Source organism: Actinomyces provencensis, from assembly GCF_900155435.1.
GTDB lineage: Bacteria > Actinomycetota > Actinomycetes > Actinomycetales > Actinomycetaceae > Pauljensenia > Pauljensenia provencensis.
This window is the reverse complement of sequence record NZ_LT700212.1, coordinates 1510249-1523115: the sequence shown is the minus strand read 5'-3', so window position 1 is coordinate 1523115 and position 12867 is coordinate 1510249. Positions and strand designations below refer to the sequence as shown.

Genomic DNA, 12867 nt, shown 5'->3' with positions numbered 1-12867 from the left:
CCGCCCGCGACCGCCCCGCCCTGGCCCACCCCCGCCTCGGCGCACATCGCCAGCACCTGCGTGAACAGACCCGCCAACGCGTCCGCATGGGTCGCGCGGAACCTCGCGATCGTGGTGTGATCGGGGACCAAGTTGCCAGCGATGACACGGAACGCGACATCGACCTGGCACGCCGCCTCGATCTTGCGGGACGACACCACCCCGGTGCAGTACGCATACAGCAGCAGCCCGGCCATCATCGACGGGTCATGTACCGCGCCGCCGCGACCATCCGCCCGATACGCCTTCACGAACTCCGACAGATCCAGCTCCGCAACCGCGTCCAGCACGAACCACGCCAGATGATCCGGTGGCAGCCAGTCCGTCAGCGACGGCGGCAACAAGAACGGCTGATCACGATCAACACCAACGAAGTTGTACCCCACAACCCCGATTATCCCAGGTCACGACACGAAACTGAGGCACCCAATCATGCGACACGCCCCGGATTCATGCAACAGCCTCTGAGCGCCACGAGTATTGCGGTTGAGCGCCACCTGCTCGTGGGCGCGTTCGCGTCGTTGAGCGCCACCGAGTATTCGGGTTTGGCGCCACCTTCCTAGGCTCCTTCTGCCGCGTGGCTGATCACGCGGCAGAAGGAGGAGCGGATCAAGCTCGCCGTCGACGACGCCCACGCCGCGTTCACCCACTCCAAAGTCGAAGGCCTCATCCGCCGCGCCGGGCTCCGCTACCCGAACGCGGACCTCCGCCGCGTCGACATGCTCGAACAACGCGGGCTCGACGGAGGCGTGATCGCGCAACTAGGGCGTGTCTCCTATATGTGGAGTTCGGCTTGCCCGATACTGGCCAGGTGAGTGAGTTGACCCGGTTTGAGGCCTTGACGGATGAGCAGTGGGCGGTGGTGGAGCCGCTCCTGCCGTCCAACGAGGGCAGGAAGGGCCGCCCGTTCACCAACAACCGGAGGATCGTCAACGGGATCATCTACCGGTATCGCACGGGGATCCCGTGGCGGGACCTACCTCGGGAGCAGTACGGGCCGTGGCAGACGGTGTGGAAGAGGCATCGCTCGTATGCACGCCGAGGCGTGTGGGACCATGTGCTCTCCCACGTCATCTCCCAGGCGGACACGCGAGGTGAGGTGGACTGGGCGGTCAGCATCGATGCGACGATCAATCGCGCTCACCAGCACGCCACCAACACCAAACGCCCCGAGCAGGACACAGGGGGCGCGATCGAACTACAAGAAATCTCCCACCGGGGAGGATGAACCCGCAGGTCACGGCGTTGGTCGGTCCCGAGGCGGGTTGACCACGAAGATCCACCAGGTCGTGGACGGACACGGCCTCCCACTCGCCATGGTGGTCACTGGCGGGCAACGCAACGATGGCGTGATGCTCAAGGACACCCTGGAAGACATCTATGTTCCTCGGCCTACCGGCAGGCNCGGCTGGGACGTCCAGGTCACCGTGACCACCCCGGACGACGACCCGACCTCGGTGGCCCACCGGCTCGGGGACGGAGCCAGCGGTGACCCGACCGATCCGTCCTCGGCCCGGACACGTCCGCCCGTGCCCGAATCCGGTCCTGCCCTCGTCGGCGCCCTCGGTGGGGACGGGTACATCTCCGCCGTCGCCGAGGGGCTTGCCGGGACCGGGGGCGTCCTCGTCCCGCTGCCCGGTGGTCGCGGCAACGACCTGTGCCGGGCCATCGGCGCCGGCGCCGACCCCGTGGCGCGTGCGCGCTCGCTGGCGGGACTCGGCCTGCTCGGGGCGGGGGAAGGGCAGTCGGACCTGCCCGCGGAGCGCCTGCGGGGGCTCGACGGGATCTGGGTCCAGGAGGCGGACGCGGACGAGGGCGACCCCCGTCGTCTGGTCCTCGGTGTGATCTCCTTCGGGCTGGAGGCCTGGGCGAACATCATCGCCAACGGGTCCCGCCTGCGCTCAGGTCCCCTCGCCTATGCCTACGGTGCCCTGGCCGCTCCCATCCGGTTCCACCAGGCAGACTTCCGGGTGCTGCTCGACGGCGTTGCCCACGACATGGGCGGGTGGGCGCTGTCGGTGTCCAACTCCGGGTGCATCGGTGGTGGGATCCGGATCGTCCCCTCCTCGGACCCTTTCGACGGGGTGCTGGAGGCCTTCCACGTGGGACACATGCTGCTGCGTGCCGCGCTCCCGATCCTCGCGCGCGTGGTGGCCAAGCGTGATGCGCAGGACCCTGCCGTCGAGGTCCTGCCCGTCCACGACATGGTCGTCACCGAGCCCGTGGGGATGCCGGCCATGGCGGACGGTGACCAGGTGGGCACGATCCCGCTGAGGATCAACGTCGCGCCGGCCGTGGTGGACGTCCTCATCTGACGTCGGTCGCGGTGCCACCCGCGACGCCCTGGCACGCCGCTCCCGCCCTCCACGCCCACGCGCACCCACCACGCCACGGGAGGGTGGCGCCACCGGCTACACTCGGCCCTCGTGAGCAAGTCGGTCAAGGGGTTCTACCGGGTGATGCTGGGCATCGTCGCCCCGGTCATGCGCGTGTGGACGAACATGCACGTCACGGGGCTGGAGAACCTGCCCAGGCACGGCGGGTTCCTCATCACACCGAACCACATCTCCAACTTCGATCCCCTCTGCATCGCCTACTTCCTCGTCTCCCACGGCTATCCCGTGCGGTTCATGGCGAAGTCCGAGCTGTTCAAGGTGCCGGTCCTGGGCAGCGTGCTGCGCAGTCTGCAGATGGTCTCCGTCGACCGGAAGTCTCCCCACCCGGACGGTGCGCTGGCACCGGCGCGCATGGCCCTCAACAACGGTGAGTGCGTGGCGATCTACGTCGAGGGCACGCTCACCCGGGACCCCCAGTACTGGCCCATGCGTGCCAAGACGGGAGCTGCCCGCCTCGCCCTGGACACCGGTGTCCCGGTGGTCCCCATCGCCCAGTGGGGGGCCCAGGAGGTCCTGCCGCGCTACACCAAGGTGNCTAGGGCGTGTCTCCTATATGTGGAGTTCGGCTTGCCCGATACTGGCCAGGTGAGTGAGTTGACCCGGTTTGAGGCCTTGACGGATGAGCAGTGGGCGGTGGTGGAGCCGCTCCTGCCGTCCAACGAGGGCAGGAAGGGCCGCCCGTTCACCAACAACCGGAGGATCGTCAACGGGATCATCTACCGGTATCGCACGGGGATCCCGTGGCGGGACCTACCTCGGGAGCAGTACGGGCCGTGGCAGACGGTGTGGAAGAGGCATCGCTCGTATGCACGCCGAGGCGTGTGGGACCATGTGCTCTCCCACGTCATCTCCCAGGCGGACACGCGAGGTGAGGTGGACTGGGCGGTCAGCATCGATGCGACGATCAATCGCGCTCACCAGCACGCCACCAACACCAAACGCCCCGAGCAGGACACAGGGGGCGCGATCGAACTACAAGAAATCTCCCACCGGGGAGGATGAACCCGCAGGTCACGGCGTTGGTCGGTCCCGAGGCGGGTTGACCACGAAGATCCACCAGGTCGTGGACGGACACGGCCTCCCACTCGCCATGGTGGTCACTGGCGGGCAACGCAACGATGGCGTGATGCTCAAGGACACCCTGGAAGACATCTATGTTCCTCGGCCCACCGGCAGGCCTCGCACCACACCCGAGGTGGTCTTGGCGGATCGCGGGTACACCTCAGGTGTGAACCGCCGCTACCTGCGTGCCCGCCACATCAAGATGGTGATCCCCCAGAAGAAGAACGAGATCGCCGCCCGCCAGAAGAAGGGCTCCCAGGGCGGCAGACCACCTGGCCTCGATGTGGAGGCCTACAAGGGCCGCAACGTGGTCGAGCGGTCCTTCAACAGCGTCAAGCAATGGCGGGGACTGGCCAACAGATACGACAAGCTCGCCACCACCTACCGCTCAGCCACAGTCCTCCACGCCATCCTCCAATGGCTCAAGACATAGGAGACATGGCCTAGGAACCTGCCAGCATCGCTTGCCGGGTGCAGTCGCCTCGTCCTGCATGCCGGCTCGCGCACACGAAGTACGGGTAGATCGTGCCCTGACTGCTCTTGGCGTTGCACACCAGTAGCCGCGAGCCGCACTGCCCACAGAACACCGTCCCTTTCAGGTAGTGCTCACGCCCGCTTGATCTCCACCGCCGCGTCGGTTGTGACCCCGGGCCGGTCTCCCGCGTCGACCTGCTGCCTGCGGATCCAGGTGCGGATCGTTTCGGGCGACCCGACACCGAGCATCTGCGCGACAGCGATCATCGCGGCGTACTCGCTCGGATAGTCGGATCGCACCTCGGCGACCATACGGACAGCGCGCTCACGAAGCTCGCGCGGGTACTTACTGGGACGTCCCATGAGACAGATCCTTCCAAGGAATCCTGTCTCCGGACACGCCGGGGCGACTCAGGCCGATTCAGGTGGGAATCAAATAGCGCGAGTCTCCATCAGACTCAGGGCGCTTCACACCTTTTCAGTCTCCGGGGTGGGCGGTCTGGTCCGCGAGGAGACGAGCGGCCTCCGCAGCGTATGGTGCTTCCACTTGGACCTCGTAGTGGGCCGCCTCAAGGGTCTTCAGTGAGTCGAAGTCCCGTTGGCCGCGCGTAGCCAGGTATCCAATGAAGTAGAGCAAAGCGCCCCAGACTGCGCCAGAGGCGACCGAGATGATCAGGATGCCCAGCCAACCGAATCCGGGGGCGAACAGCCCGAACAGCAGGCCTATCAGAAGACCGAACCATCCTCCAGCGGCTGCGCCCCGTAGCGCAGCCTTTCCTCCTGTCAAGCGACCGAGTACATGCTCGACAACACGAACGTCGAGCCCCACGATCGCCACTCGTTCCACAGGGAAGCCGGCGTCGGCAAGACGGTCAACCGCTGCCTGCGCACTGGCGTAGTCAGAGAACCGCGCGATCGTTTGTTTCCAGCGGGGGTCATTGGTGGACGAGAACTCACTAGCGTCCTGTTCCGGAGGGTTGTTGCGAGGGGCCTCGGTGTTGGTCATGGGCGTACTCCTTTAGTGAAAACTGGATGAACTTTAGCGAAAACTGGATGAACCACCGTGCTACGACCAGAAGGCTGGGTGCACGCCCGTCTTCCGGTCTTGCAAGAACGGGTGTTGCACCGTTCGGCATCATGTTCTATGTCGGTGTGGGGCTTGTCGTCTGGCTAGCTTTGGCTCGTCGATGGGTCTCCGGCCGGGCGTTGCTCCTGAGCCGAGTGCTGACTCAGGACCTGAATCTTGCGCGACTTGGCTTTCTGGCTGACCGGGATGACCAGGCTGAGCACGCCGTTGTCGTACGAGGCGGAGATGTTTGCCGAGTCCACACCCTCACCGATGCTGAACTGGCGGAGGTAGGTACCCGCCGGTCGCTCCTGAACGAGCCACTTGACTCCCTCGATGCGGGGTGCAGTGCGCTGGGCGCGGATAGTCAGCAACTGACCGTCGACTTCGATGTCTATCGACTCCGGTTCGACCCCGGGCAGGTCGGCGGTGAGAATGTAACGGTCAGCTTCCCGGTACAGGTCGACCGGCATCACACGCGGTCCCGGACGGGACTGAAGCAGGCCGGACGCGAGGCGGTCGAGCTCGCTCAAAGGATCGAACGACAATGCGATGATGAATCATTTCCTTTCCGTATGCGGCTCCTCGGGTCTATCCCGATACCTTTAAATTAGCACTCTCCACACGAGAGCGCCATGGTCCTTGACCCTTTCATCTGGTTGTTTCTCGTACCAAGAATCTGCTTTCTTGGGCGAAATCGTCATGCTGTCACCGCCTCGGCGACGACTCGCGCGAGGCGCTTGCCGATGAGGTGGTTCGTTGCCCGTACACGCCGGACGGTGACCCCCCTCATCCGCTCCACGATGCGCAGCACGGCTTCGGAGCGGAACTCGTCGAGGTCGCCCATGATGACGTCGATGGGGGCTTTGACATGGGCGATGTCGCTGAGCGTGGTCTGTGACTCGATGGAGTGCTGCAACGACTTGACGAATGGCTCCCAGTTGCGTTCATTGATATCTACAGCTTTGGGGATGGGCAGCAGCCGCTGTACCAGCGCAGCATGCCGGAGGGTGAACTCCCGGTTCGTGCGGAGGTACTCGTAGAGCCGCAGGTAGAAGTCCATCCGGGCCCGCTCGATGACGTCCCCGATTTCATGGGGTGCCAGATAGATAGGTGGGCTGACCATCACGAGCTTCGCGACTCGCTTTTGCCGCCGGGCGGCGTACCGGGCGCCGATGAGGGCGCCCATTGAATGCCCGACCACAGTGAACGGCTCCCGCAGCCGCAATGACGCGACCGTCCGCTCGATAGCGGCGACATGGTCGGCCAGGGTGTAATCGGCCCACTCCGGCGCCGGCGACTTGCCGAAGCCGAGCAGGTCGATGGCGATGCACCGGTGGGTGCGCTCGAGCAGCGGGATCACGTGGTGAAACGTCACCGATGAGGAGGCGATACCGTGCAGCAGCAGCACTGTCGGGCCCTCGCCGCGTTCCTCGGCGATGTGCAGCACCGGCATGCGGCGAAACCACCTCATCCGACGCAACGTCGAGCGGATCGCGCCCGCCACGCCCGCCTGGGCGCCCGGAGGATCCGCGGGTTCACCCACGGCTGCCGGGTTCGGGGCGGCGTGCGGCGTCACGTGTCCCTGGATGTCGGAGCTCATGCGCTGACCCGACTGTGACGACCCTCGTTCAGGTACTCGTGGATCTGCCGGACCACACTGGCGCCCTCACCCATAGCCGAGGTCATTCGCTTCACAGACCCGTGCCGCACATCGCCGATAGCGAAGACCCCGGGGATGGTGGTCTCCAAGGAGAAGCGGGGGCTTCCTTCCGTCCGCACGCCGGTCAACTCCGCCCCCGCGCCGGTGAGGATGTACCCGTCGGGATCGCGTGCCACATCGACCTTAAATCCCGTCGTCGCCGGAGCGGCGCCGACGAAGACGAACACGTGCCCCACGCGGAACTTCTCCAGCACGTCACCGTGACGGACTGTGACCGCTTCCAAACGGTTGCCGCCGTGTGCTTCCACGACCTCAGAGGACAGCAGCACGTTGATACGGGGGTGATGTCGGATCTGGTCCACCAGGTACCTGGACATTCCCGCTCCCAGGTCCGCCGCGCGCACCACAAGGTGCACACGGGAGGACGTGCGGGCAAGAAACAGCGCGGCCTGGCCGGCCGAGTTGCCGCCGCCGACAACAGCGACAGGTGTGTCTACGCACATCCGCGCTTCCTGCGCTGTTGCCGCGTAGAACACGTTCGAGGTCTGGAACCGGTCCAGCCCCGCGGCCGGAAGCGAGCGGTATCGCACCCCGGTGGCAAGGACCACCACATCTGAGGTGACCTCCCTGCCATCTTCGAAGATCACCCGGAAGCGGTCCTCATCCTCCACGACCTCCCGGACCGTGGTCGGGATGTCCAACGTGGCACCGAACTTGCGCACTTGCAGGAGGCTGCGGTCGGCGAGCTCAGTGCCGCAGATTCCGGCGGGAAACCCCAGATAGTTCTCGATCTTCGCTGACGTTCCCGCCTGCCCGCCGGTGGCGACCGCGTCGCACAGGTAGACCGACAACCCATCGGAGGCTGCGTACACCGCCGCGGCAAGACCAGCCGGCCCAGCGCCGACGACCACCACATCGCAGGTGGCCGGCGGGGCGGGCGGGCGCATCCCCAACTCTTCGGCAAGCCGTGCCGGGGTGGCACCCAGGACGGTGCGCGAGCCGCCGAGGATCACCAGCGGGAAGTCGGCGACGGTGGCGCCGAGCTGGCGGACCAGCCGCTCCGCCTTCTCGTCCTCATCCAGGTCCACCAGCCGGTGGGGCAGTCGGTTTCGTGCGATGAAGTCCAGCAGATCCCGGGTCTGCGGGGAGAAACAGGAGCCGACGATCCGCAGGCCCGCTCCCGCCCCGATGGCCAGGGAGCGGCGGATGAGGTAGACCCGCAGGATGATCTCACCCAACAGCGGGTCCGAGGTGACGATGGCCTCCAGCTCATCGACGGGCACCTCCACCACCTCGGCGGCGCCGATGGCGGAGACGAACACGAAAGACGGCTGTCCTTCCAGCAGCCCGACGTCTCCCACGAACCGGCCGCGGCCGTGCACCCCGACCGCCAACGACACATCGGAGTGACGCGGATCCGCCGCAAGCTCGGTGTCCGCCGTCAGCAGGTGCCCTTCCAGGACGACATAGAGGGAGGACGGGTGCTCGCCGGGCTGGATGAGAACCTCCCCGTCGGTGAGTGTGCGGCGCTGCCCTCGTACGAGCAGCACCGCGATCTGCTCGTCGCTGAGCCGCGGGAAGGCGCCGATGGTGTCAGGCGTCCCGGCCTGAGCGACCTGGCTGCGGCCGGCGGCGGGCGTGTCACTCATAGGTACGCTTCGTCCACGTAGCACCAGCTCCAGTTCTCCCCCAGCTCCAGCGACCGCACGATGGGGTGCCCCGCAGTGAGCGCACGCGTGCGGGCATGCCGCATCGGGGACGAATCGCAGCACCCGACCTTCCCGCAAGTGCGGCACATCCGCAGGTGCAGCCAGGGCGTGCCGGCCGCCACGCAGTCCTCACATGACCCGGGTGTCCGAGGACGGACCGGGCGGATGAGCGGGACATGCGGGTCGACATATCTCATCGAGCAGCACCGGCCGAATCAGCCTTCTTCTGCAGCGCCTGGTCCACCCAGCGCAGCAGCACGTCCGGCAGGGCGGCACCGGATTGGCGGGAGAGCACATTCCCTTGGTCGAGGATGAGCAGAGTCGGCACCGCCTGGACGGAGAACTTGCGGGCGGTCTCCGGCGCGGCGTCCACGTCCACTTTCACCAGCTTGAGCTTGCCGGCACGTTCCGTGGCGACCTTCTCGAGGGCAGGGCTGACCATCCGGCACGGTCCGCACCAGGTCGCCCACAAGTCCACGAGCACCACTTGCGGGGCCTTCTCGACCACCTCGGCGAAGTCCGCATCGCCCGCATCGACGATCCACGGCACGGCGCTCTTGCAGACACCGCACCGCGGGTACCCCGACGCGGCGGCGGGGACACGGTTCTTCTTCCCGCAGTTGGGGCAGGTCACAACCGCGCTCACACCGCGTCCTCCTCTTCGACGGGCGCTGCGATGTTGAAGACGAGGTCGCCGTCCTGCACATCCAGCGTGACCGTCGACCCGTCCATCACCTCCCCGCTCAGCAGCGCACGACCCAGTCGGGTCTCGATCTCATGGCTGATGTAGCGTCGCAGCGGACGCGCACCGTACACGGGGTCGTAGCCGCGGTCAGCGATGAGCTGGCGTGCCGCGGGCGTCAGCTCGATGCGGATCTGACGCTCGGCCAGCCGCGAGCGCAGGTCGTTGAACTGCAGCTCCACAATGTCCTGGATCTGTTCACGACCCAGCGGCGAGAACACCACGATGTCGTCCACCCGGTTGAGGAACTCGGGACGGAAGTGGGCGCGCAACTCACCGAGCACCTTGTTTCGCACGTCGTCGGGGATCGCGCCGCCATCGGAGCCCAACAGGTGATGGGCACCGATGTTGGAGGTCATGATGACGATGGTGTTGCGGAAGTCGACGGTGCGTCCCTGGCTGTCGGTGATGCGGCCGTCGTCGAGGACCTGCAGCAGCGTGTTGAACACGTCCGGGTGCGCTTTCTCGATCTCGTCGAAAAGGACCACGCTGTACGGGTGGCGGCGCACCGCCTCGGTCAGCTGCCCGCCCTCGTCGTACCCGACATACCCGGGAGGTGCACCGACGAGCCGGCTGACGGTGTGACGTTCCTGGTATTCGCTCATGTCCAGCCGGACCATTGCCGACTCGCTGTCGAACAGTGCTTGCGCGAGCGCTTTGGCCAGTTCCGTCTTTCCCACTCCGGTGGGGCCGAGGAAGATGAACGAGCCGATGGGTCGGCGCGGGTCGCGGATGCCGGAGCGGGCACGGATAATCGCGTCGCTGACGAGCTTGATGGCCTCATCCTGACCGACCACCCGCTCCTTGAGGGTGGCGTCCAGGTTGAGGATCTTGGTGCGCTCACCCTCCTGCAGCCGGGCCACAGGGATCCCCGTCCACGCTGCGACGATCTCGGCGATCTCGTCCTCGGTGACCACCTCCCGCAGCAGCCGCTGCCGGCCTTGTTTGGAGGCGAGACGCTCCTCCTCGGCCTGCAGGCGTCGTTCCAGGTCAGCGATAGCCCCGTACCGCAGTTCAGCAGCACGATTGAGGTCGTAGGAGCGCTCAGCCTCCTCCGCCTCCCGCCGCAGCCGCTCCAGCTCACCGCGCAGCTCCTGGACCTTGCGGATCGCTTGACGCTCCGCCTCCCACTGGGCGCGCTTGGAGTCCGCCTCCGCCTTCAGGTCGGTCAGTTCCCGGCGCAGCTCCTCCAGCCGGTTCTTGCTGGCAGTGTCCGTTTCCTTCGACAGCGCCGCCTCCTCGATCTCCAGGCGGGTCACCCGCCGGGTCAGCTCGTCCAGCTCAGCGGGCATCGAGTCGATCTCAGTTCGCAATCGCGCGCAGGCTTCATCGATGAGGTCGATGGCCTTGTCGGGCAGGAACCGGTCGGAGATGTACCGATGCGACAGCACAACGGCAGCGACCAGCGCGCTGTCCTGGATGCGGACACCGTGGAAGACCTCCAGCCGTTCGCGCAGGCCGCGGAGGATGGAGATCGCGTCCTCCACGTCAGGCTCCTCGACCATCACCGTCTGGAACCGGCGTTCCAGGGCAGCGTCCTTCTCGATGTGCTTGCGGTACTCATCGAGGGTGGTGGCACCGATGAGGTGCAACTCCCCGCGGGCGAGCATCGGCTTGAGCATGTTGCCGGCGTCCATCGCCCCTTCGGTGGCTCCCGCTCCCACCAGGGTGTGCAACTCGTCGATGAACAGCAGGATGCGTCCCTCCGCTGCTTTCACCTCCGCCAGGACCGCCTTCATCCGCTCCTCGAACTCGCCCCGGTACTTGGCGCCGGCGACCAGGGCCGACAGGTCCAGCGAGAACACGGTCTTGTCGCGAAGGCCCTCCGGCACGTCCTCACGCAAGATCCGCTGGGCAAGGCCCTCCACGATGGCGGTCTTTCCGACACCGGGCTCGCCGATGAGGACGGGGTTGTTCTTGGTCTTGCGGGAGAGGATCTGGATGACCCGGCGGATCTCCGCATCACGCCCGATGACCGGGTCGAGCTTGCCCAACCGGGCGTCAGCGACCAGGTCACGGCCGTACTTCTCCAGCGCCTCGTAGGTCTGTTCGGGGGTGGCGGAGTTGACGTGCTGGTTGCCGCGGATCTTGGTGAGCGCGCTGAGGAAGCTCTCCCGGGTGACGCCGTGCGCGCGCAGCACGCGGGACGCGGCACGGTTGGAGGAGTCGTCGGAGAGGGCCAGAACGAGATGCTCCACGGAGATGTAGGAGTCTTTCAGCCGCTTTGCCTCCTGCTCCGCCCGTTCCAGGGTGGAGGTGAGGCTGCGGCTCACGTACACCTGACCGGTCTGCGGGGAGGATCCGGAGACTCTGGGCTTGCGGGCGATCTCCGCTTCGACGTCGGCGCGTACCGCTTCCACGTCCGCACCCGCTGTCTGCAGCAGTCGGGGAATCAGCCCCTCCTCCTGCTGCAGCAGTGCGAGCAGGAGATGCTCCTCGTCCGTTTCGGTCTGACCGGCCTGGACCGCGATGCTCTGGGCGGAGGTGAGCGCTTCCTGCGACTTCTGAGTGAGTGAGTTCATGTCCATGGGGTGTCTCCTTCGAGTCGGATGGTCCGGTGCTGCTCGAGCTGCTCGATGCGGGCGAGCAGGTCGAGCACGAGTGCGATGCCGGCGTAGTTCACTGCAAGATCGGAGTGCAGACGCACGATGGTGTGCACGCGGTCGGGGACGGTACGGGGGAACCACAGCCGGCCGCTGGTGTCTACGTGGGCGGTGACCAGCCCCAGCTCGACGAACTTCCGCAGTGTATCCGGGTGGATGCCTGCGGCAACCGCGGTCGCCGCCAGGTCGGCCCGGGCGACACGGACGGGCAGGTGATGTGAGGTCATGATCCTCTCCTGGCATCAAACGACGATTCGTCGCGGAGCTGTTCGAACAGCTCCTTCTCCTTCTTGCTGAGAGTGCGGGGAACGACGACCTTCACCCGGGCATACAGGTCTCCCGGCTGTCCTCTGCGGGGCATCCCCTGCCCGCGCAGGCGGAGCCGCCTGCCAGTGGACGAGCCGGGCGGAACGTGCACGGTGACCGGGCCGCCGGGGGTGGGCACGCTGACATCCGCGCCCAGCGCCGCCTCCCACGGTGAGATGGGAAGGTCCGTTTCGATGTCCGCGCCGCTGAGCCGGTACCGCTTACTGTCCTTCACGCGCAGCGTGACCAGCAGGTCCCCGTCCTGTCCGTCGGCGCCCGCTCCGCCTGCGCCCGCGATCCGCAGCCGCTGCCCGTCGACAGCGCCCGCCGGGATGTCGATGGTGTACTCCTGCGCGCCGCCGTACGGGGACGCGACCTGCACGGTGCGCCGCCCGCCCCGGTAGGCCTCCTCGACGGTGATCTCCAGCTCCGCGGTGTGGTCGGCGCCGCGACCGAAACCACCGAAGCCGCCCCCGAAGAGGTCCTCCCAGTTCACGCTCTGCGCGCCGCCCCCGCTCCACGTGTATCGGGTGCCGCCGCTGCGGCGCGGCTGCTCGGAGGAGCGAGCCGCGTCCGCGGCGGCGTACTGCCGGAAGTTCTCACCGAACCGGTCGTACTGCGCGCGGGTTTCCGGGTCCGACAGCACATCGTGGGCTTCACTGATCCGTTTGAAGGTATCCTCCGCCCCCGGGGTCTTGTTGACGTCCGGGTGGAACTTGCGGGCCTTCTCCCGGTAGGCGCGGCGGATCTCCTTCTGATCCGCCGACCGGGAGACCCCCAGCACGCTGTAGAGATCCTCCGCCATCT

Annotated in this window: 15 protein-coding genes and 1 pseudogene; 4 read left to right on the top strand and 12 right to left on the bottom strand. The window is 66.6% G+C overall.

The window, feature by feature from the left end:
- A partial coding sequence (locus BQ9890_RS06765) for a transposase (RefSeq protein WP_143226265.1) occupies positions 1–425 on the bottom strand: 425 nt, incomplete at its 3' end.
- 425 nt (positions 426–850) lie between these two features.
- On the opposite strand from BQ9890_RS06765, the gene BQ9890_RS06755 reads away from it, so the two are divergent.
- The 4 genes from BQ9890_RS06755 (at position 851) to BQ9890_RS06735 (ending at position 3930) form a co-directional block, all read left to right on the top strand.
- On the top strand, positions 851–1267 hold the full coding sequence (locus BQ9890_RS06755; protein ID WP_075890300.1) for an IS5 family transposase: 417 nt from the start codon (positions 851–853) through the stop codon (positions 1265–1267).
- Positions 1161–2354: a diacylglycerol/lipid kinase family protein gene (locus BQ9890_RS06750; protein WP_456047830.1), complete on the top strand. Its 1194-nt coding sequence runs from the start codon at positions 1161–1163 to the stop codon at positions 2352–2354. Before BQ9890_RS06755 ends, BQ9890_RS06750 begins: the two co-directional genes overlap by 107 nt.
- A 144-nt stretch (positions 2355–2498) precedes the next feature.
- The gene (locus tag BQ9890_RS16865) at positions 2499–3437 is read left to right on the top strand and encodes an IS5 family transposase (protein ID WP_456047835.1); all 939 of its coding nucleotides are present in this window, start codon (positions 2499–2501) and stop codon (positions 3435–3437) included.
- A complete protein-coding gene (locus BQ9890_RS06735; RefSeq protein ID WP_078062284.1) occupies positions 3331–3930 on the top strand; it encodes an IS5 family transposase in 600 nt (199 codons plus the stop codon). The genes BQ9890_RS16865 and BQ9890_RS06735 overlap by 107 nt, the downstream gene beginning before the upstream one ends.
- Positions 3931–3940: 10 nt before the next feature.
- Here the strand turns inward: BQ9890_RS06735 and BQ9890_RS16710 are convergent, their stop codons facing one another.
- The 11 genes and pseudogenes from BQ9890_RS16710 to BQ9890_RS06685 form a co-directional block, all read right to left on the bottom strand.
- Positions 3941–4084: a recombinase zinc beta ribbon domain-containing protein gene (locus BQ9890_RS16710; protein WP_326844912.1), complete on the bottom strand. Its 144-nt coding sequence runs from the start codon at positions 4082–4084 to the stop codon at positions 3941–3943.
- A 25-nt stretch (positions 4085–4109) separates the two neighbouring features.
- Positions 4110–4334, bottom strand: a pseudogene (locus BQ9890_RS15850) (IS3-like element ISMyma3 family transposase); the annotation flags it as partial.
- 115 nt (positions 4335–4449) lie between these two features.
- Positions 4450–4977 carry a YflT domain-containing protein gene (locus BQ9890_RS06725; RefSeq protein ID WP_075890294.1) on the bottom strand — a complete coding sequence of 176 codons (528 nt, stop codon included), beginning with the start codon at positions 4975–4977 and terminating at the stop codon, positions 4450–4452.
- A 164-nt stretch (positions 4978–5141) separates the two neighbouring features.
- On the bottom strand, positions 5142–5585 hold the full coding sequence (locus BQ9890_RS06720; RefSeq protein WP_230297858.1) for an Hsp20/alpha crystallin family protein: 444 nt from the start codon (positions 5583–5585) through the stop codon (positions 5142–5144).
- Positions 5586–5737: 152 nt separating this feature from the next.
- The gene (locus tag BQ9890_RS06715; RefSeq protein ID WP_078062282.1) at positions 5738–6640 is read right to left on the bottom strand and encodes an alpha/beta fold hydrolase; all 903 of its coding nucleotides are present in this window, start codon (positions 6638–6640) and stop codon (positions 5738–5740) included.
- Complete coding sequence (locus tag BQ9890_RS06710) at positions 6637–8349, bottom strand: FAD-dependent oxidoreductase (RefSeq protein ID WP_075890290.1); 1713 nt, start codon at positions 8347–8349, stop codon at positions 6637–6639. The genes BQ9890_RS06715 and BQ9890_RS06710 overlap by 4 nt, the downstream gene beginning before the upstream one ends.
- Positions 8346–8606, bottom strand: a complete 261-nt coding sequence (locus tag BQ9890_RS16860) for a UBP-type zinc finger domain-containing protein (protein WP_075890288.1) — start codon at positions 8604–8606, stop codon at positions 8346–8348. Before BQ9890_RS16860 ends, BQ9890_RS06710 begins: the two co-directional genes overlap by 4 nt.
- Complete coding sequence (trxA, locus tag BQ9890_RS06700) at positions 8603–9055, bottom strand: thioredoxin (protein WP_075890286.1); 453 nt, start codon at positions 9053–9055, stop codon at positions 8603–8605. The genes BQ9890_RS16860 and trxA overlap by 4 nt, the downstream gene beginning before the upstream one ends.
- The gene (gene clpB, locus BQ9890_RS06695) at positions 9052–11673 is read right to left on the bottom strand and encodes an ATP-dependent chaperone ClpB (protein ID WP_230297857.1); all 2622 of its coding nucleotides are present in this window, start codon (positions 11671–11673) and stop codon (positions 9052–9054) included. Before clpB ends, trxA begins: the two co-directional genes overlap by 4 nt.
- Positions 11670–11981, bottom strand: a complete 312-nt coding sequence (locus BQ9890_RS06690) for a chaperone modulator CbpM (RefSeq protein WP_075890282.1) — start codon at positions 11979–11981, stop codon at positions 11670–11672. The genes clpB and BQ9890_RS06690 overlap by 4 nt, the downstream gene beginning before the upstream one ends.
- Positions 11978–12865 (bottom strand): DnaJ C-terminal domain-containing protein, encoded by an 888-nt coding sequence (locus BQ9890_RS06685; RefSeq protein ID WP_075890280.1) that lies wholly within the window; start codon positions 12863–12865, stop codon positions 11978–11980. The genes BQ9890_RS06690 and BQ9890_RS06685 overlap by 4 nt, the downstream gene beginning before the upstream one ends.
- Positions 12866–12867 lie beyond the last annotated feature (2 nt).

Coding starts and splice junctions, on each gene's coding strand:
- BQ9890_RS06715 (WP_078062282.1), bottom strand. CDS start 6,640: ATGAGCTCCGACATCCAGGGACACGTGACGCCGCACGCCGCCCCGAAC.
- BQ9890_RS06685 (WP_075890280.1), bottom strand. CDS start 12,865: ATGGCGGAGGATCTCTACAGCGTGCTGGGGGTCTCCCGGTCGGCGGAT.
- BQ9890_RS06690 (WP_075890282.1), bottom strand. CDS start 11,981: ATGACCTCACATCACCTGCCCGTCCGTGTCGCCCGGGCCGACCTGGCG.
- BQ9890_RS06735 (WP_078062284.1), top strand. CDS start 3,331: ATGCGACGATCAATCGCGCTCACCAGCACGCCACCAACACCAAACGCC.
- clpB (WP_230297857.1), bottom strand. CDS start 11,673: ATGAACTCACTCACTCAGAAGTCGCAGGAAGCGCTCACCTCCGCCCAG.
- BQ9890_RS16860 (WP_075890288.1), bottom strand. CDS start 8,606: ATGAGATATGTCGACCCGCATGTCCCGCTCATCCGCCCGGTCCGTCCT.
- BQ9890_RS06725 (WP_075890294.1), bottom strand. CDS start 4,977: ATGACCAACACCGAGGCCCCTCGCAACAACCCTCCGGAACAGGACGCT.
- BQ9890_RS06710 (WP_075890290.1), bottom strand. CDS start 8,349: ATGAGTGACACGCCCGCCGCCGGCCGCAGCCAGGTCGCTCAGGCCGGG.